18 protein-coding genes are annotated in these 17,413 nt (G+C 58.9%); 11 read left to right on the top strand and 7 right to left on the bottom strand.

Annotated elements, in window-relative coordinates:
- The first annotated feature begins 18 nt into the window (after window positions 1-18).
- A complete protein-coding gene (rimK, locus tag Z947_RS0111945) occupies window positions 19-1,401 on the top strand; it encodes a 30S ribosomal protein S6--L-glutamate ligase (RefSeq protein ID WP_025044538.1) in 1,383 nt (460 codons plus the stop codon).
- Here the strand turns inward: rimK and Z947_RS0111940 are convergent.
- Window positions 1,398-2,138 carry a hypothetical protein gene (locus Z947_RS0111940; RefSeq protein ID WP_025044537.1) on the bottom strand — a complete coding sequence of 247 codons (741 nt, stop codon included), beginning with the start codon at window positions 2,136-2,138 and terminating at the stop codon, window positions 1,398-1,400. The two genes, rimK and Z947_RS0111940, sit on opposite strands and share 4 nt — an antisense overlap.
- Window positions 2,139-2,419: 281 nt before the next feature.
- On the opposite strand from Z947_RS0111940, the gene Z947_RS0111935 reads away from it, so the two are divergent.
- The 4 genes from Z947_RS0111935 (at window position 2,420) to tpiA (ending at window position 4,347) form a co-directional block, all read left to right on the top strand.
- Complete coding sequence (locus tag Z947_RS0111935) at window positions 2,420-2,782, top strand: SUF system Fe-S cluster assembly protein (RefSeq protein ID WP_025044536.1); 363 nt, start codon at window positions 2,420-2,422, stop codon at window positions 2,780-2,782.
- A 57-nt stretch (window positions 2,783-2,839) separates the two neighbouring features.
- Complete coding sequence (locus tag Z947_RS0111930; protein ID WP_025044535.1) at window positions 2,840-3,202, top strand: HesB/IscA family protein; 363 nt, start codon at window positions 2,840-2,842, stop codon at window positions 3,200-3,202.
- Window positions 3,199-3,528 (top strand): TfoX/Sxy family protein, encoded by a 330-nt coding sequence (locus Z947_RS0111925; protein ID WP_025044534.1) that lies wholly within the window; start codon window positions 3,199-3,201, stop codon window positions 3,526-3,528. The genes Z947_RS0111930 and Z947_RS0111925 overlap by 4 nt, the downstream gene beginning before the upstream one ends.
- A gap of 75 nt (window positions 3,529-3,603) precedes the next feature.
- Window positions 3,604-4,347 (top strand): triose-phosphate isomerase, encoded by a 744-nt coding sequence (tpiA, locus tag Z947_RS0111920; RefSeq protein WP_025044533.1) that lies wholly within the window; start codon window positions 3,604-3,606, stop codon window positions 4,345-4,347.
- 38 nt (window positions 4,348-4,385) lie between these two features.
- Here the strand turns inward: tpiA and Z947_RS0111915 are convergent, their stop codons facing one another.
- The 5 genes from Z947_RS0111915 to Z947_RS0111895 form a co-directional block, all read right to left on the bottom strand.
- Window positions 4,386-5,762, bottom strand: a complete 1,377-nt coding sequence (locus Z947_RS0111915; protein WP_025044532.1) for a TRAP transporter large permease — start codon at window positions 5,760-5,762, stop codon at window positions 4,386-4,388.
- A 4-nt stretch (window positions 5,763-5,766) separates the two neighbouring features.
- Window positions 5,767-6,447 (bottom strand): TRAP transporter small permease, encoded by a 681-nt coding sequence (locus Z947_RS0111910; protein ID WP_025044531.1) that lies wholly within the window; start codon window positions 6,445-6,447, stop codon window positions 5,767-5,769.
- Window positions 6,448-6,531: 84 nt separating this feature from the next.
- A complete protein-coding gene (locus Z947_RS0111905; RefSeq protein ID WP_025044530.1) occupies window positions 6,532-7,527 on the bottom strand; it encodes a DctP family TRAP transporter solute-binding subunit in 996 nt (331 codons plus the stop codon).
- Between the two features lie 252 nt (window positions 7,528-7,779).
- A complete protein-coding gene (locus Z947_RS0111900; RefSeq protein WP_025044529.1) occupies window positions 7,780-9,000 on the bottom strand; it encodes a sigma-54-dependent transcriptional regulator in 1,221 nt (406 codons plus the stop codon).
- Window positions 8,997-10,754 (bottom strand): sensor histidine kinase, encoded by a 1,758-nt coding sequence (locus Z947_RS0111895; RefSeq protein WP_156026653.1) that lies wholly within the window; start codon window positions 10,752-10,754, stop codon window positions 8,997-8,999. The genes Z947_RS0111900 and Z947_RS0111895 overlap by 4 nt, the downstream gene beginning before the upstream one ends.
- A 58-nt stretch (window positions 10,755-10,812) precedes the next feature.
- On the opposite strand from Z947_RS0111895, the gene Z947_RS0111890 reads away from it, so the two are divergent.
- Complete coding sequence (locus tag Z947_RS0111890) at window positions 10,813-12,000, top strand: cytochrome P450 (protein WP_025044527.1); 1,188 nt, start codon at window positions 10,813-10,815, stop codon at window positions 11,998-12,000.
- Between the two features lie 221 nt (window positions 12,001-12,221).
- On the opposite strand, the gene Z947_RS0111885 is transcribed toward Z947_RS0111890, so the two are convergent.
- Window positions 12,222-12,683 (bottom strand): Lrp/AsnC family transcriptional regulator, encoded by a 462-nt coding sequence (locus Z947_RS0111885; RefSeq protein ID WP_025044526.1) that lies wholly within the window; start codon window positions 12,681-12,683, stop codon window positions 12,222-12,224.
- A gap of 142 nt (window positions 12,684-12,825) precedes the next feature.
- On the opposite strand from Z947_RS0111885, the gene cysG reads away from it, so the two are divergent.
- From cysG to Z947_RS0111860, 5 genes are read left to right on the top strand one after another with little or no spacing between them, the layout of a single operon-like run.
- The gene (gene cysG, locus Z947_RS0111880; protein ID WP_025044525.1) at window positions 12,826-14,220 is read left to right on the top strand and encodes a siroheme synthase CysG; all 1,395 of its coding nucleotides are present in this window, start codon (window positions 12,826-12,828) and stop codon (window positions 14,218-14,220) included.
- Window positions 14,220-14,516 (top strand): DUF2849 domain-containing protein, encoded by a 297-nt coding sequence (locus Z947_RS0111875; RefSeq protein ID WP_025044524.1) that lies wholly within the window; start codon window positions 14,220-14,222, stop codon window positions 14,514-14,516. The genes cysG and Z947_RS0111875 overlap by 1 nt, the downstream gene beginning before the upstream one ends.
- Window positions 14,516-16,195: a nitrite/sulfite reductase gene (locus tag Z947_RS0111870; RefSeq protein WP_025044523.1), complete on the top strand. Its 1,680-nt coding sequence runs from the start codon at window positions 14,516-14,518 to the stop codon at window positions 16,193-16,195. Before Z947_RS0111875 ends, Z947_RS0111870 begins: the two co-directional genes overlap by 1 nt.
- Entirely contained in the window at window positions 16,185-16,937 is a 753-nt protein-coding gene (locus Z947_RS0111865; RefSeq protein ID WP_025044522.1) for a phosphoadenylyl-sulfate reductase, read from the top strand. Before Z947_RS0111870 ends, Z947_RS0111865 begins: the two co-directional genes overlap by 11 nt.
- Complete coding sequence (locus Z947_RS0111860; RefSeq protein ID WP_025044521.1) at window positions 16,934-17,335, top strand: DUF934 domain-containing protein; 402 nt, start codon at window positions 16,934-16,936, stop codon at window positions 17,333-17,335. The genes Z947_RS0111865 and Z947_RS0111860 overlap by 4 nt, the downstream gene beginning before the upstream one ends.
- Window positions 17,336-17,413 lie beyond the last annotated feature (78 nt).

Below are 17,413 nucleotides of genomic sequence, written 5' to 3'. Positions count from 1 at the left end.
ACACAAAGGGTGCTGCACATGGAAAATCTCGCTTTTGGTTGGGAAGAATGGGTGGCTTTGCCAGGGCTTGGCTTGCCCGCGATCAAAGCCAAAGTGGATACAGGCGCGCGCACCTCTGCCCTGCATGCCCATGACATCGAAACCTTCGGGTCTGCCGCCCACCCCAAGGTGCGCTTTAACGTGCATCCTATTGCGGGCCGCGAAGACATCGTGATCACCTGTTCGGCCCCCCTTGTGGACCGGCGCGAGGTGACCTCTTCCAACGGCGAATCCGAACAGCGCTATGTGATTGAAACCAAGCTGGAAGTCGGCGGGCAAAGCTGGCCGATCGAGGTGACCTTGACCAACCGCGCTGGACTGACCAGCCGGATGTTGCTGGGCCGTCAGGCGCTGAACGACCACATCACGATTTCCGCGACCGAGCGGCGTTTGCAACCGGATCTGAGCTATGACGTCTACCATACGGCAGCCGTGCGCAAAACCGCCCCCAAGCGCGCGTTGCGCATCGCGGTGTTAAGCCGCGAGGATAATTATTCCACCCGCCGTCTGGTCGACGTGGGCGAAGAGCGCGGTCATACCGTCGAAGTCATCGACACAACGCGGTGCTATATGGCGATCAATGCCATGGCACCGGAAGTGCACTATGACGGCAAACGCCTGCCCCGCTATGATGCGGTGATCCCGCGCATCGGCGCGTCGATCACGCCGTATGGCACCGCCGTGATCCGCCAGTTCGAAACCATCGGCACCTACTGTGTGAACGGTTCCGCAGGCATTACCGCCAGCCGCGACAAGCTGCATGCGCATCAGGTTTTGGCGTCCAAGAAAATCGGCATGCCGACAACCGCATTTGCTGCGTCTCCCAAGGACACGTCAAACCTGATGGGGTTGGTCGGCACGGCCCCCCTGATTGTGAAACTGCTGGAATCGACGCAGGGCAAAGGTGTTGTTCTGGCCGAAACCAAAAAGGCTGCAGAATCCGTGATCGACGCCTTTCGCGGCCTAAAGGCAAACTTCCTTGTTCAGGACTTCGTCAAGGAAGCGGCCGGCGAGGACATCCGTTGTCTGGTGATCGCAGGCAAAGTGGTTGCTGCGATGAAACGTACCGGTGCGGATGGGGATTTCCGTTCAAACCTGCACCGCGGCGGGTCGGCCAAGGTGGTGCGCATATCGAAAGAGGAACGCGATACCGCTCTGCGTGCCGCCCGTGCTTTTGGTTTGGGCAAGGCGGGTGTGGATTTGCTGCGCTCGGAGTCCGGCCCCAAGGTGTTGGAAGTCAACTCCTCCCCCGGTTTTGAAGGCATCGAAAAGGCTACTGGCAAGGACATTGTCGGCAAGCTTTATGACGAAATCGAAGCGCGGGTAAAACCGCAGCCCGTTAGAAAGCGCAAGGGCGGCTAGCGCGGCCCCTCCTTTTTCGGATCCGCTTTCTTTTCGGCCGCTTCGATGTGCTTTTTCAAATCTTTGGCCCAGCTTTTTTCGAACTTATCGTTCTTCTTTTTACCATTCACGCGGGTTTGGGTCGCATATTCCACCATGCAGGCAATGACCTCCGCGTCACTGCGCTTGGGGCGGGAATCCGGCAGTTCCAGGTGATAGGCATCCCCCTCCCCATAGCCATCTTTGCCTTTATAGTTTTTGAACCCCTGCTTCTTCATTTCAGCGGCCCATTCACTTTTGAACGTTTCCCACTTCCAGACAAATTCGGGCCCGTCACCGAAACAGCTTTTGGGCTTGTCCTGATAAGACTTTTTGTCAAACCCGCCTTTATCGCCCTTTTTCGGGATCTCTGACGAAATATTAACATGGCGCGCCTTATCGGCCATGTGGTTAGAAGCACAGGTCCAGCTTTTCCCCGACAGGACCGATTTTGCCTGCTCTTTGCCGGTGCGCTTTTTCGTGACTTTGGACGTAGCCACCACAAAGTTCAGCTTGACCACACGGTCCTCCGGTTTCGTCTTGGGGATCGGCCCGCCGTCCTTCATACACATGCCGCGTTTTTCGCCTTCGGCGTTGGCTTTCTTCTTTTTCTCATCAGAGGCTTTGCAGGCAGCAACACATTTCACCCGTGCGGCCGCATAGCGTTTATTCATTCCCGCCGCAAAATCCGCGGCCTTTTTGTTAACATCAACTGTCATCCGAGGCTCCTAGCGTCTGGTTGCTGTGCAAGGGTAATTACCCTCGCCTAACCTCAACCTATGAGGGAGGGTTACCTTACGTCAAGAATGTCATGCGGCAGTGACCGACTTTACGGTCCGAGAAATACAGCGGATCGACCCGAGCCTGCCCATCCCACACCGCAAGTTTCGGACTAACCCGTCACCTCCAATGCACAACCATCCCGCCCAAGCCGCTTCTCGCCCTAGACGTTGCAGGTGACAATCCCTATATAAACACTCAAGATATAAACGAGGGCCCGATGACCGATCAAACACAACCCATGGAAGGCACGCCGCTGATTGCGCCGTCGACCACTGATCATCCAATGTACGAACAGGTCGTCGAGGCCTGCCGAAGTGTCTATGACCCTGAAATCCCGGTGAATATTTATGAACTGGGATTGATCTACACCATCGACATCGACGCGGAAAACGCGGTCGACATCAAGATGTCGCTCACCGCTCCCGGCTGTCCAGTGGCGGGCGAAATGCCCGGTTGGGTCGCCGACGCGGTCGAACCCCTGCCCGGCATCAAGCAGGTCAATGTTGAGCTGGTTTGGGAACCACCATGGGGCATGGACATGATGTCTGACGAAGCCCGCCTTGAGCTGGGTTTTATGTAACCCCACCTTGAGAACATAAGCGCCTCTGCCTATCTTTGGTGCAACAGGAGAAGAGACATGTTCGGTATCCCAGGCAAACAGGCCGTCACCATTACCCCCAAAGCGGCGGCGCAGATCACCAAGCTGATGGCGTCTGCGGGTCATGCAGGTCTGCGGATCGGCATCAAAAAAGGCGGCTGCGCGGGCATGGAATACACCATGGAATACGTGGATGCCGCTGATCCGAATGATGAGGTGGTCAATCAGGACGGTGCCTGTGTGATGATCGCCCCGATGGCGCAGATGTTTCTGTTCGGGACCGAAATCGACTATGAAACAACGCTGCTGGAATCCGGCTTCAAATTCAACAACCCCAACGTGACCGAAGCCTGCGGCTGTGGGGAGTCGATCAAGTTCGACGACGCACTCGCCGTTAAATGAGCCTCGCGGCGGCAGACATCGCCTTTGCCACCGACCTGTTCAGCGACATCCCCAATCTGACGACCCGCAAGATGTTCGGCGGCCTCGGCATATACGCCGACGGGGTGATCTTCGCACTGATGCGCTCTGACGGGCAGCTGCTGCTTAAAGCGCAGGAGCCCGAGTTTACCGCCAAGCTGGCCGCAGCGGGCAGCACCCAATGGACCTACACCCGCAAAAACGGTGCCGCCTCCTCCATGCCTTATTGGACCTTACCGGACGCCGCCCTTGATGATCCGGCATCCGCCACCACACTGGCGCGTGAGGCGCTGGCACTGCTGCGCTGAGCGGCGCGCGGCCGATTGCCTTGAAAAGGCGTAGCTGTTAGGCAAAGGCAACATTCCCAACACCATAGGACAGACATGCGCCGCAAAATCGCCGCCGGAAACTGGAAGATGAACGGGACAAGCAATGCCTTGGCCGAACTGGAACACCTTACCGCGTCCTTGCCCGCGAACGCGCCCACCGTGGTCATATGCCCGCCCTCAACACTGCTGTTTCGCGCCTGTGAAACAGCCCGCAATATCGCCATCGGCGCGCAGGACTGTCACATGCAAACCTCCGGTGCCTATACCGGCGATATCTCGGCAGAAATGATTGCCGATAGTGGCGCGCGCTATGTGATCGTCGGCCATTCCGAACGCCGCGACGCCCATGAGGAAACCAATACCATGGTCCGCGACAAAGCCGAAGCTGCGTGGGCCGCAGGTCTGACCCCGATCCTGTGTATCGGTGAAGCGCTTGAAGACCGTGAAGCCGACAATACCCTCAACATTATCGGCGGCCAGCTGGCCGGTTCGCTGCCCAGCGACGTGAGCGCGGAAAACACCGTGATCGCCTATGAACCGATCTGGGCCATTGGGACGGGCAAGGTCCCGACCCTTGAACAGATCATAGAGGTGCATGATTTCATCCGCACCCGTCTGATCGCACGCTTTGGCGATGACATCGGCAATGCCATTCCGCTGCTCTATGGCGGTTCCGTAAAACCCGACAACGCGGCCACCATTTTCAAAGCCGAAAACGTTGACGGTGCTCTCGTTGGGGGGGCCTCGCTTAAGGCCAGCGATTTTGCCCCGATTATCGCGGCCCTCGCCGCCGCCTGATCTGCAACTCGCCCACAGGCGGTCATCACCAAGCACTCTTACTTGGTGATGATCTCCGGCCCCATCATCAGCTCTGGCAGCCAGGTGCTGAGCGCGGGGATATAGGTCACCATGATCAAGAAGACGAACAGCACTGCGAGAAACGGCAGCGCGGCGCGTACGACATTCATCATCGGCATATTGGCCACGCCCGAAGTGACGAACAGGTTCAACCCTACCGGCGGGGTGATCATCCCGATTTCCATGTTCACAACCATGATAATGCCCAGATGAATCGGGTCGATCCCCAGTTCAATGGCAATCGGAAACACCAGCGGGGCCACAATTACCAGCAGGCCCGAGGGTTCCATAAACTGCCCGCCGATCAGCAGGATCACGTTCACGATGATCAAAAACACAATCGGCCCGAAACCCGCGCTTAACATCGCGGCAGATATTTGCTGCGGGATCTGCTCGTCGGTCAAAACATGTTTCAGGATCAACGCGTTCGCGATGATGAACATCAGGGTCACCGTCAGCTTGCCAGCCTCGAACAGAGTGTCACGGGTGTCGCGGTGAAAGAACACGGTGATCGCCGACCACGGCTTGCTGAGGAACGAAATATTCGCCCCCTCACCTTCCACATGCAGCGGCCCCATATCGCGGTACACAAAGGACGCGATAAAGAAGGCATAGACCGCCGCCACCGCCGCGGCCTCCGTCGGCGTAAAGATTCCGCCGTAGATGCCGCCCAGAATGATCACGATCAGAAACAGACCCCATCCCGCTTCGATGCCGGACCGGCGCACTTCGCCCCAGCCCTTCCAGTCGCCCTTGGGCAGGTTCTTCACCCGCGCCATGATGTAGATGGTCATCATCAACATCATACCGGCCAGAAGTCCGGGAATAACCCCGGCCAGAAACATCCGGCCCACAGAAACATCCGTAGCAGAGGCATAGACCACCATCACAATCGACGGCGGGATCAGGATGCCCAAGGTACCAGCGACGGCGATGACACCGGCGGCGAAGTCTTTGGTATAGCCGACCTCCCGCATGCCGACGATGACGATCGACCCGATCGCGACCACCGTAGCGGGCGATGAGCCGCTGAGCGCGGCAAAGAGCATACAGGCGAAGACACCCGCAATCGCCAAACCGCCCGGAAGATGCCCGACCAGCGCAATCGAAAACCGGATGATCCGGCGTGCCACTCCACCCGTCGACATGAACGACGATGCCAGAATGAAAAACGGGATCGCCAGCAGTGTGTAATGCCCTGCCATGGCTTGAAAAAACGTCTGGGCAATCGAAGCCATCGACGTGTCCGATAGCGCCAGCAAAAAGATGATAGAGGACAGGCCAAGCGAGACCGCAATCGGCACGCCAACCAGCATCAGGCCCACAACCATGGTGAAAAGAATGACAACTTCCATGTGCTTAGCCCTCCGCGTTCATATGTTTTACGTCTTCGACCGCATCCTCGGCTTCGTGACTGACGATCAATGATTTCTGCCGTCCAGCGACGACTTTGACGGTGGCCTGCACAAAGCGCAGCAGCAACAGCGCCGCGCCAAAGGGCAACATGGCATAGGGAATGAACCGCGGAATTTTCTCATAGGCTTCGCCCTCGTTCATGATCGGCTCGATAAAGCGCAACCATTCAGGGATCGGCGTGTCGATCACCTCGTACCATGCCTGATCGCGGCTGTTTTCAAATCCGGTGGGGAACCAGCGTCCCGTGGTGGCATCGAGCCCCGCAAAAGGTGCCCAATAATCCCATGCGCCTTTCATCAACAGACCGGCATAGATCACACAGATCACACCGGCGAGGATGGCGAGCACCTTGCGCGGCCCCTCGTCGAACAGGTTGATTACCGCGTCCACGCCCAGATGCGCCGTTACCTTAACCGCATAGGACATGCCGAACAGCACCAGCCATGCGAACAGGAATGTCACCACCTCAAGGCCCCAGATGATGCCGGTGTTGAACCCGTAGCGCAGGACCACGTTAATAAATGTGATGAGTGTCATTAAGCCGAGGATCAGCGCAATCGCCGTCTCCTCGATCTCGCTTACGATACGCGCAAGCCCGGTTTGCGTCGACGAATGGCCAGACATGCCGCACCCCCTGTCCAGAATAAACGTGCAAATGTATTGGGTTACAGCCGGCCCTGTGGAACACGGGCCGGCTGCGTTTAACGCTTAGTGCTTGGCGTTGATTGCCTGCGCTGCGTCAATATTCTCTTGGCCGACATCGCCTTTGAACTCTTCCCAGACCGGTTTCATCGTCGCAACCCATGCATCGCGCTGTGTCGCGTCCAATTCACGCACAACACCACCTGCATCCAGAATTGCCTGCTTGGCATTGGCATTCACGGTGGTTGATTCCGAATTGCGCGCTTCGGTCACTTCGCTCACGATGGTCATCAGCTGGTCACGCACATCTGCGTCCAGTGAATCAAGCCAGTCTGTGGAGGTCACCAGCAAATAGTCGATGATGCCGTGGTTGGTTTCGGTCACACCGTCCTGCACTTCAAAGAACTTTTTGCCATAGATGTTGGACCAAGTGTTTTCCTGACCGTCGACAACGCCGGTTTGCAAAGCACCGTAAACTTCGGAAAAGGCCATCGGCTGGGGTGAACCACCCATCGCCGCCATCTGCGCCTTAAGCACGTCAGAGTTCTGCACGCGGAATTTGAGGCCCGCCGCATCTGTTGGCAGGTTCAGCGGCTTGTTCGCCGACATCTGCTTCATGCCGTTGTGCCAGAACGCCAGCCCCATCAGACCACGGCGCGACATGCTCGCTTTCATCGCCTGACCGGTTTCGGACAGCTGGAATTCGTCAACCGCGTCGATGTTTTTGAACATGAAGGGCAGATCGAAAATGCGGAACTGTTTGGTGAACTGCTCGAACTTCGACAGGGATGGTGCCGCCAGTTGAACGTCGCCTTGCAGCAGGGCTTCAAGCACCTGATCATCGTTATAAAGCGTTGAGTTCGGGAAAACCTCCATACAGGCCTTGCCGTTCATCTCGTCGTTGACGCGCTGTTCCAGCAGGGACGCGGCGATGCCTTTGGGGTGTTTGTCGGTATTGGTCACGTGGCTGAATTTGATAACGACTTCGCCATCATCACAAGCAGCAGCAACAGCGCCAGCGGATACGGTCATGGCCAATGCGGCCATTGTCAAAAATTTCATGGTGGTCTCCTCCCAGAGTGCAGAATCAGTGTCTCGCAAGCTTTAACCTGCGCTGGGGATATAAGACGCCGCGTGAGGGCCACTCACAAGGATGTGTTTAGCGCGGGAGGTTGAAATGATATTATATCAATAACTCAAATACTTAAGACAAATACCTCATCCGTCGCATGAGCAATACCTCCGCAATTTGTGCGGTTATCCGCACAGCGCTACAGGGACCTGTGCGGAAATCCGCACAGGTTTAAGCCCCGCTTAGGGGCGAAAATCCTCGGCGCGAATGCTGTAGCGTGCAAGTTTGTCATAGAAGGTCTTGCGCGGCAGTTTCAGCGCCGCCGCTGCGGCTGACGCCTGACCGCCGGTGCGCCGCAAGGCCGTTTCCAGCAGCGAGCGTTCAATAATCGACATCTGTTCGACCAGTCCCAGCGTGGTGTCCGGCACCACATCCTCCGGCACCCCCATCACAAACCGCATCGCCACCGACATCAAGGACCGCGCATTCCCGGGCCAGTCCCGCGCCATCAGGCTAGCGATGACCTCGGGGGTGATTTCCGGTGCCCGCAACCCCGCTTGTTCCGAGGCTTGGGCCACATAGCGGCGAAACATTTCAGGGATATCTTCGGGGCGTTCGGCCAAGGACGGGATGCGCACGCTTAACGCCTCAAGCCGGTAATAGAGATCCGCGTTAAACCGCCCGGCCTGCATTTCCGCCGTCAGATCGCGCGTGTTGCCCGCCATCAGGCACACCCCTTGCGGGCTTTCGCTGAGCACCAGTTGCAATTGCGCGGGCAAATATGAAATTTCGTCGATGAACAGGCTGCCGCCCTCGGCCTCCTGCAAAGCTGCGCGCAGGGTGTCGGATGTCATGCCGGCGGCGGCACGTTTGACAAAGGGCGCTTTGGAGCGGGCAGAACTCAGGTGGATCACCTCTGCCACTTTCGAAATCCCCGACCCCGGCGCACCGGTGATCAACCCGTCCCCTTCAGCCTGAGCGACCAGCCGCGCCTGACAGCGCAGCGCTTCGGCCAGATCGGACGTGCCAAACAACATCCGCGCCGCAGGATCGCCGGTTTCAACCAATTGGCGCAGCCGGCGGTTGTCCAGAACCAGCGCGCGGGTGTGCAAGGCCCGTTCCAGCACCGCGATCAATTCCGCAGGGGCACAGGGTTTTTCAAGAAAGCCGAAGGCACCTTGCGCCATGGCCGCCACCGCCATGGGAATGTCCCCTTCGCCCGTCAGCAGGATCACCGGCAGGTCCGGGTCCTGCGCGCGGGCGTATTCCAGCAGGTGAAAACCGTCCCGCCCCGGCATCCGCATGTCCGACAGGATCACCCCGTCGAAACCGGCGGTCATCCGGTCTTTGGCGGCAACAAAAGAACCGGCAGTGATCGTGTTGATCTCGGCCAATTCCAACGTCTGCGCCAGCGCTTCGCGCACCGCGGCGTCGTCATCCACCAATAGAACCGTTCCCGTCATGCCGCCTGCTCCTTGGCCGCACCCGCCTCAAGTATCACCGTAAACACAGCCCCTCCGCCGTCCTGATTTGCTCCCCGTATCTGTCCTCCAAAGCTCTGCACAATGCCATAGCTGATCGACAGGCCCAGCCCCATGCCGCTGCTCTGGTCCACCGCTTTCGTGGTGTAAAACGGATCGAACACCTTGTCCGGCATTTCGATCCCCGGACCGGTGTCACGGAAAGTAACGCTCACCTGATCCCCGTCACACTGCGCATCAACCCTTAATTCGCGCATCGGGCTTTCAGCCATCGCATCCACGGCATTGGTGATAAGGTTTACAAACACCTGTCCCAACCGCACCTCGCCGCCGCGCACCTGTATGTCGCGGGGCCTGGCGTCCCAGTGCAGTGTAACACCCGCGGCTTCGCGATGGCCTGCCGTCAGGTCCAGTGCAGCGTGCAATACCTTGTGCAGATCAATGCAGTCCTGTGCGATATCTTCCTGCCGCGCAAAGGCCCGCAAGTTCTGGATGATCCGCGCCATCCGTTGGCTCATCTCGGAAATCCGTGTCAGGTTTTCGCCCGCCCGCTCGGGTTTGCCACGTTCTATGAACTGTACCGCATTTTCGGCAAAGGACCGGATCGCCATCAAGGGCTGGTTCAACTCGTGACTGATCCCCGCTGACATCTGGCCCAGGGCGCTTAGCTTGCCTGCCTGCACCAGATCGTCCTGTGCCTGACGCAAGGCCACCTGCGCCGCTTCACGAACGGACGCCTCTTCCACCAGTTTTTCGTTGGTGTCGCGCAAGGCCACGGTGCGTTTCGCCACCCGCGCTTCCAACTGGACATTCGCCGCCGCCAATGTGCGCCGCCGCTCGGATGCGAGAAACAACAGCGATCCAAAAGCCAGACACAAGGCCGCCACCGCAGCCGCCTGTGCAAAGGCCAGCGCACGGGTTTGCGTCACATCCAGCAACACTTCGCCTGTCATCCCGATCACAGGCAAGGCCTGCGTCAGATGCAGGGCTTCTCCGGGCAGATAGGGCCCCCACCCCAACTGCCAAATCTCGTGGGGGCCCACCCTTTGTGCGCTGAACGCCGGCGGCACACCCGTAGGCGGGATCAATCCAGCGGCCCCCTCCGCCCGTGTCCAGAACAACAGCTCGGTGCGGTTCGCGATGTAAACCTCGCCTGCCTTATCCGTGAAAAACGCCGCCGGATTGGTCCCGCGCCAGTTATAGTCAATGCCGTTCAAATCCGTGACGACAACCACGGCACCCTGCACCTTGCCTGCATCATTGAAAACCGGTGCCGCATGGAAAAACGCCCGTTGGGTCAACGGCTCCGCCGGTCCGTGCCCCCAGCCCAACGCACCGCGTAAGGCCCTTTTAACAAAGGGATATCCCCCCAGATCCATCGGCGCATTTCCCGAAACCGACGCCATGACCTGCCCCTGCGCTGACAATACCAATACATCCAGCGCCGCCGTTTTATCCGCAGCGCCCACGAGCACATCACGGGTGCCATCCGTCACACCATAACGCGCGGCAATGCTGATCACCGGATGATCCGCCATCAGCACCGCCAGATCGCGGTAGCGCTGCAATTGACCGACCAACCGGTCCCCCGCCAGCGCCAGATCCGCCTGCCCCCGCGCCGCCAGCTGGTCCAGCCCCTGATCATAGGCATAGCGCCACACCCCTATCGCAAGGGCCAAAACGATCCCCGAAAATGCCAGCACTGCTAGCACGCGTTGTCCAATTCCATCTCTCATAACGTCAGTTTGCACATGCCCCCTTGCAAAGACCAGTCCCCTGCGATTTGGATGCGCCATGCACACCCTCTCCCTCTCCCCGCTTAATCCCGATTTCGTCCAGGATCCCTACACCGCCTATGACCGCGCACGCGTCGCAGGTCCGGTGGTGTTCTGGAAAGAGTACGACATGTATGCCGCCTTTGACGCGGCCACCGTTCAGGCCCTGCTGCGCGACCGCCGATTGGGACGCGAAAAGCCGCCACATCTGGTGCAGCCGACGGCCGATCATCTGCGCGATTGGGACAGGGTCGAAGCAACATCAATGCTGGATATGGAGCCGCCCCGCCACACCCGCCTGCGGTCGCTGGTGTTGCGCGCCTTCACCTCGCGCCGCATCCGTGACCTGTCCCCCGATATCGAAGCCGTTAGCGCAGAATTGCTCGCCCGCCTTCCGCGGGACAGCTTTGATCTCATCCCCGCCTTTTGTACGCAGCTTCCCGTGCGCATCATTGCGCGGCTGCTGGGCGTTCCCGAAGAAATGTCGGACGACCTGCTGCGTTGGTCGAACGCGATGGTGGCGATGTATCAGGCGGGCCGTACGCGCGACATCGAAGAGGCCGCCAATCAGGCCAGCGCCGATTTCACGGACTTTCTCACCAGTTACATCAACAAACGCCGCAATGATCCGCGCGACGACCTGATCACCCAGTTGATCGCAGCCGAAGAGAACGGTGAAAAACTGTCAACGGAAGAACTGATCGGCACCTGCATCCTGCTGTTGAACGCAGGTCACGAAGCAACGGTACACAGCCTTGGCAACGCCGTGAAATGCCTGCTGGAACATAAGACTCCAACCGCTGCTCTGGCCCCCGATGCCATTGCCGCCACGGTTGAGGAACTGCTGCGCTTTGATCCGCCCCTGCATATGTTCACGCGCTTCGCCTATGAGGACATCCAGCTGGGCGGCATCACCCTGCCCAAAGATGCGCAAATCGCGCTGATTCTCGGAGCCGCAGGCCGTGACCCCGCCCTTTATGACACTCCCGACCGTTTCGATCCCGCGCGCCGCGCCAAACCGCATGCCGCCTTTGGCGGTGGGCTACACTTCTGTGTCGGTGCCCCGCTTGCACGCCTTGAACTCCAGATTGCGCTGCCCGCCCTGTTTGCACATATGCCGAACATGCAGCTGGCAGAACAACCGCTCTACGCAAACGCTTATCATTTTCACAAACTCGACCGGCTGATGATCAACCCGCGATTCTGATCGGGGTCAAGGATCGCGCAAGCGACCGCGCCTGCGCGGCTTGTCCTTGAGGCCGGTCGGAATCGTATCCACCCTCGCAACAGGTCGTTTAGGACGCATCGCGCCCTAAACACCTTCTCAGCGTATGCCAAAACCTTCCAGCATGCATGAAACCCTGCCGCGATTGACATGCCTTGCCACACGCACCCCGAACAAAGTCGCGCGTCAATGCACCGGTCAGATCACAAGGGCAGCACAACTGTCGACTTGATTTCCTCCATCGACAAAAGCGCGGTCACATTATGCACCCGCACCTCGGAAATCAGCGCCTGATAAAATACGTCATAAGCGCGTGCATTCTTCACCCGCACCTTCAGGATATAATCGATATCTCCTGCAAGACGATGCGCCTCCTGCACCTCCGGCCGGTCTTTGAGCGCTTTTAAAAAACGCGCCTGCCACTCGGCATCATGTTCCGACGTGCGGATCAATACAAAGAAACAAGCCTCAAACCCCAGCGCCTCGGCATCCAGCATCACGGTCTGTTGTCCGATCACACCCGCCTCTTTCAACTTGCGAATCCGGTTCCACACAGGCGTCTTTGATGACCCGACATTTTTGGCAATATCATCCAATGACTGGCTCGCATCGCGTTGCAGCTCTGCCAAAATCTTCCGATCCGTCTCGTCTATTCGAACGCTCATTCCGATATCCTTCCGGTTCAGGGCCAAATGTTCCTTTGCGCAGATCATTCAGAACGAACGTCCTTATCCACGCCAGTGTCTAGCGCAATATCGGGAATATTTCCTATATTGCAATGCAGAAAACAACGAACGGCAGGCACCAATGGATCACTTCCCAATCTTCCTCGCGACCACAGGCCGTCGCATTGTCCTGTCGGGCGGTGGTGACGCCGCGCTCGCCAAGTTGCGCCTGCTGATGAAATCCACAGCACGGCTGACCGTCTTTGCCCCCGCACCCGCCGCCGAAATTGTGACCTGGGCCGCGAGCGGCAAACTGACCCTGATCCGGCGGGCGTTCGATCATGGCGATACGATTTGCGCCGCGCTGTTTTACGCAGCCAACGAAGACGCCGCAGAAGACAAACGCACGGCCGCTATTGCACGCGCCGAAGGGGCGTTGGTCAATATCGTTGATAATCTTGAGGACAGCGCTTTTATCACGCCCGCCATCGTCGACCGTGATCCTGTCACAATCGCCATCGGGACCGAAGGCGCAGCACCTGTGCTGGCCCGCGCGATCAAGGCTGATCTCGAAGAACGCCTGCCCGCAAGCCTCGGCACGCTTGCCCGCATCGGCAAGGCTTTTCGCGCCGCGTCTTATGCGCTGCCGTTTGGCCGTGCGCGGCGTGATTTCTGGCGCGACTATTATTTCAACACCGGCCCAAAGGCGATGAACGAGAGTGAAGAGCAAGTTCAGCCGGCGCTTGACGCGTTGCTTGAAACCCATCTGAACAAAACCGCCCGTGCGGGGCATGTGGCTTTTGTCGGTGGGGGTCCGGGCGATCCCGAGCTGCTGACCCTGAAAGCACGCCGCGCCCTCGATGAAGCCGATGTGGTAATCTACGACCGGCTGATCTCTCCCGAGATCCTCGAACTTGCGCGGCGCGAAGCTGTGATGATCGATGTGGGCAAGGAAGGGTTCGGCCCGTCTACCTCGCAAGAGACAATCAACGATTTGCTGGTCGAACACGCGTCAACCGGTGCGCAGGTCGTTCGCCTGAAGTCCGGCGATGCCACTGTTTTCGGGCGTCTGGACGAAGAAATCGACGCAGTCGATGCCCATCAGATCGGCTGGCATATCGTGCCGGGGATCACCTCGGCCTCTGCTGCTGTCGCCTCCATCGGGCAAAGCCTGACGCGGCGCGGGCGCAATGCCTCTGTCCGGTTCCTGACGGGCCATGACATGAAGGGTTTTGCCGATCACGACTGGGCGCAGCTTGCCCGCAAGAACGAAGTCGCGGCGATCTACATGGGCAAGAAATCTGCCCGTTTCGTGCAAGGCCGCCTGCTGATGCACGGCGCGGACCGTGCCACCCCCGTCACAGTGATCGAAAACGCATCGCGCGCGGATCAGCGTATTCTGGAAACCACGCTGGATCGCATGGCGGATGACATTTCATCCGCCGCCATGTCCGGCCCCGCCCTTACCTTTTACGGCCTTGCGCCACGCGCTGCTGCCGCCGCCGCAACCGATATCAAACTTGAGGAGATGGCATAATGCCAAAGCCCTTCACCCCCAAAGTCATCACCGCCAATGCCCTGCTTGAAGGGGATGTGATCTATCTTGCCGACGATGGCTGGACCCGTCAGTTGGCGCAGGCCGAAGTCTTTACAGACGAAGCCCACGCCGACCTGCGCATGATCGAGGCCGCCGCCCAGACGGGCGATGTGGTTGGCGTCTACCTTGCGGATGTCACGCTTGAGGGCAACACGCCTGTCCCGACCCATTTTCGCGAAGATTTCCGCGCCCGTGGCCCTTCCAACTATGCCCACGGCAAACAGGAGCAATTCTGATGTACCATTACACTGATTTCGACGACGCCTTTCTCAAGGAACGCAACGCCCAGTTTCGTGCACAGGTCGAACGCCGCATTGACGGATCCCTGACCGAGGATGAATTCAAGCCCCTGCGCCTGATGAACGGTCTGTATCTGCAGCTGCATGCCTACATGCTGCGCGTCGCGATCCCCTATGGCACGCTGAACAGCCGCCAGATGGACACGCTGGCGATGATCGCGGACAAGTGGGACAAGGGCTATGGCCATTTCACCACGCGCCAGAACATCCAGTACAACTGGCCTGAGCTGCGCGATGTGCCGGATATGCTCGACGCCTTGGCGGCGGTGAACATGCATGCCATCCAGACCTCGGGCAACACCATTCGCAACGTGACGGCGGATCATTTCGCCGGTGCTGCCGCGGATGAGGTCGCAGACCCGCGCCCGGTTGCCGAACTTATTCGCCAATGGTCCACCGACCACCCCGAGTTCCAGTTCCTGCCGCGCAAGTTCAAGGTGGCCGTGACCGGTGCCGAGGCCGACCGTGCGGTGATCAAAGCCCATGACATCGGGCTTCAAATCGTCCGTCAAAACGATGAGATCGGGTATAAGGTCATTATCGGCGGCGGGCTTGGCCGCACCCCGATGATCGGCAAGGTGCTTTATGACTTCGTATCCGCCGAAGACCTTCTGCCAACGCTCGAAGCCATCGTTTCGGTCTATAACCTGTTGGGACGGCGCGATAATAAATACAAAGCGCGGATCAAGATCACCGTGCACGAGAACGGCATCGAAGACATCCGCGCCCGCGTTGACGCGCGATATGCGCTGATCCGTGCGCAGTTCACCGGCGTTGACCAGCAAATGCTGGCCCGTATCGAAAGCGACTTTGCGCTGCCGACGTTTAAGACAGCCGACACCTCCCCTTTCGACAACGCCTATCACTATGATGCGGTGTTCCGGTCCTGGGCCGATACCAATCTGGCCGATCATCGTAACCCCGATTATGCCATTGTCTCGATCTCGCTCAAGGCGCATGGCAAGACACCCGGGGATGCGACGTCACGCCAGATGCGTCTGATGGCCGCTTTGGCCAAACGCTATGGCCATGACGAGCTGCGCATCAGCCACGAACAGAACGTGATCCTGCCGCATGTGCACAAGGGTGATTTGCCGTCAGTCTATTACGCGCTGAAAGCCGAAGGGCTGGGGACTGCGAACATCGGGTTGATTTCCGACATCATCGCCTGCCCCGGCATGGATTATTGCGCCCTTGCAACGGCGCGTTCGATCCCGATCGCACAGGAAATCGCCACCCGTTTTGACGAATTGAAGCTGGAGCATGAAGTTGGCCCGCTCAAGATCAAAATCTCGGGCTGCATCAACGCCTGTGGTCACCACCATGTGGGCCACATCGGCATCCTCGGACTGGATCGCGCAGGCGTGGAAAACTACCAGATCACGCTCGGCGGTGACGGCACCGAGGACGCAACAATTGGCGAACGGGCCGGTCCGGGTTTTTCTGCGGATGAAATCATTCCAGCGGTGGAGCGCATCGTTCTGGCCTATCTCGATCTGCGCAACGACCCGGCGGAGGAGTTCCTGCAAACCTATCGACGGCTTGGCCTCGCTCCGTTCAAGGCGGCGCTTTACCCAGAGGCTCAGGTTCAGAAAGTCCGCGAAAATGCCGCTTGATGATCCCCACCACCCCCCTGCGCCGGATGCGCAGGTCGCCCGCCTGAACGTCCAGATGCGCCATCACGCGGCGCATGACGTGATGCGGGCGGCGGTGGAGTCGGTGCCCAATCTTGCGTTGGTCTCCAGCTTTGGCGCGGAATCGGTGGCGTTGCTGCATCTGGCATCGCGTGTGAAAAAGGATCTGCCGATTCTTTTCATCGACACGGAAATGCTGTTCCCCGAAACGTTGGCTTATCAGCGCGAAGTGGCGGTTAAGTTGGGGCTGACACGGATTACCGTGATCAAAGCTGACGATATTGCCACGCTTGATCCCGGCGGGCAGCTGCACAAAACCGATACCGATGCCTGCTGTGCGCTGCGCAAAACCGTTCCGCTGCAAAAGGCGCTAGATGGGTTCGATGGCTGGATCACAGGCCGCAAACGTTTCCAATCCGGCACCCGTGCCCAACTGCCGCACTTCGAAACCGAAGCAACGCAGAACGGCGCAGGTACGCGGATCAAGGTAAACCCGCTGGCCTTCTGGGCCGCCGAGGACGTGCAGCATTACATCGAAGAAAACAACCTGCCGCGTCATCCGCTGGTGGCGCAGGGCTATCCGTCTATCGGCTGTGCGCCCTGCACCTCGCCCGTGGCGGCGGGCGAAGACCCCCGCGCCGGCCGGTGGCGCGATCAATCCAAAGACGAATGCGGCATTCATTTCGTAGATGGCAAAGCCGTCCGCATAGGAGCATCCACATGACACAACTGATCAACGATACCGGCTTTGTTGCCGATGACTGGACCCACGGGTTTTGCGCAGCCGGAGCGGCCAATGATTGCCGCGCCCTTGACCTGCCATCAGATGCACAGCCCGAAGACGTGGAATTGCAGCCCAGCATCGACATGATCCGCATTGATTTTCCGTCTGCGGCGGACGGGCGCGGCTTTACCATCGCACGCGCGTTGCGTCTGCGCGGTTATACCGGCCGGCTGCGTGCCAAGGGGCATGTGATTGCCGATCAATACGCTATGGCACGCCGGTCCGGCTTTGACGAAGTCGAGGTCACCGATGAAATCGCCGCCCGCCAGCCGGCCGATCAATGGCAATTCCGCGCCAACTGGCAGGAGCACAATTATCAGTCGCGCCTGCGCGGCTGACGTGTCGCACCTGTAAACGTTGCCCCCACCCCTTTTCTGATCTAAGAGAGGAGTACACATTTTCATGTGTGTACTAAT

This window comes from Sulfitobacter geojensis (assembly GCF_000622325.1).
GTDB classification, from domain to species: domain Bacteria; phylum Pseudomonadota; class Alphaproteobacteria; order Rhodobacterales; family Rhodobacteraceae; genus Sulfitobacter; species Sulfitobacter geojensis.
This window is presented reverse-complemented; position numbering and strand designations above follow the sequence as displayed.

What these genes read in the sequence shown, in the direction of transcription:
- rimK (WP_025044538.1), top strand. Translation starts at nt 19, where the DNA reads ATGGAAAATCTCGCTTTTGGTTGGGAAGAATGGGTGGCTTTGCCAGGG.
- Z947_RS0111940 (WP_025044537.1), bottom strand. Translation starts at nt 2,138, where the DNA reads ATGACAGTTGATGTTAACAAAAAGGCCGCGGATTTTGCGGCGGGAATG.
- Z947_RS0111935 (WP_025044536.1), top strand. Translation starts at nt 2,420, where the DNA reads ATGACCGATCAAACACAACCCATGGAAGGCACGCCGCTGATTGCGCCG.
- Z947_RS0111930 (WP_025044535.1), top strand. Translation starts at nt 2,840, where the DNA reads ATGTTCGGTATCCCAGGCAAACAGGCCGTCACCATTACCCCCAAAGCG.
- Z947_RS0111925 (WP_025044534.1), top strand. Translation starts at nt 3,199, where the DNA reads ATGAGCCTCGCGGCGGCAGACATCGCCTTTGCCACCGACCTGTTCAGC.
- tpiA (WP_025044533.1), top strand. Translation starts at nt 3,604, where the DNA reads ATGCGCCGCAAAATCGCCGCCGGAAACTGGAAGATGAACGGGACAAGC.
- Z947_RS0111915 (WP_025044532.1), bottom strand. Translation starts at nt 5,762, where the DNA reads ATGGAAGTTGTCATTCTTTTCACCATGGTTGTGGGCCTGATGCTGGTT.
- Z947_RS0111910 (WP_025044531.1), bottom strand. Translation starts at nt 6,447, where the DNA reads ATGTCTGGCCATTCGTCGACGCAAACCGGGCTTGCGCGTATCGTAAGC.
- Z947_RS0111905 (WP_025044530.1), bottom strand. Translation starts at nt 7,527, where the DNA reads ATGAAATTTTTGACAATGGCCGCATTGGCCATGACCGTATCCGCTGGC.
- Z947_RS0111900 (WP_025044529.1), bottom strand. Translation starts at nt 9,000, where the DNA reads ATGACGGGAACGGTTCTATTGGTGGATGACGACGCCGCGGTGCGCGAA.
- Z947_RS0111895 (WP_156026653.1), bottom strand. Translation starts at nt 10,754, where the DNA reads ATGAGAGATGGAATTGGACAACGCGTGCTAGCAGTGCTGGCATTTTCG.
- Z947_RS0111890 (WP_025044527.1), top strand. Translation starts at nt 10,813, where the DNA reads ATGCACACCCTCTCCCTCTCCCCGCTTAATCCCGATTTCGTCCAGGAT.
- Z947_RS0111885 (WP_025044526.1), bottom strand. Translation starts at nt 12,683, where the DNA reads ATGAGCGTTCGAATAGACGAGACGGATCGGAAGATTTTGGCAGAGCTG.
- cysG (WP_025044525.1), top strand. Translation starts at nt 12,826, where the DNA reads ATGGATCACTTCCCAATCTTCCTCGCGACCACAGGCCGTCGCATTGTC.
- Z947_RS0111875 (WP_025044524.1), top strand. Translation starts at nt 14,220, where the DNA reads ATGCCAAAGCCCTTCACCCCCAAAGTCATCACCGCCAATGCCCTGCTT.
- Z947_RS0111870 (WP_025044523.1), top strand. Translation starts at nt 14,516, where the DNA reads ATGTACCATTACACTGATTTCGACGACGCCTTTCTCAAGGAACGCAAC.
- Z947_RS0111865 (WP_025044522.1), top strand. Translation starts at nt 16,185, where the DNA reads ATGCCGCTTGATGATCCCCACCACCCCCCTGCGCCGGATGCGCAGGTC.
- Z947_RS0111860 (WP_025044521.1), top strand. Translation starts at nt 16,934, where the DNA reads ATGACACAACTGATCAACGATACCGGCTTTGTTGCCGATGACTGGACC.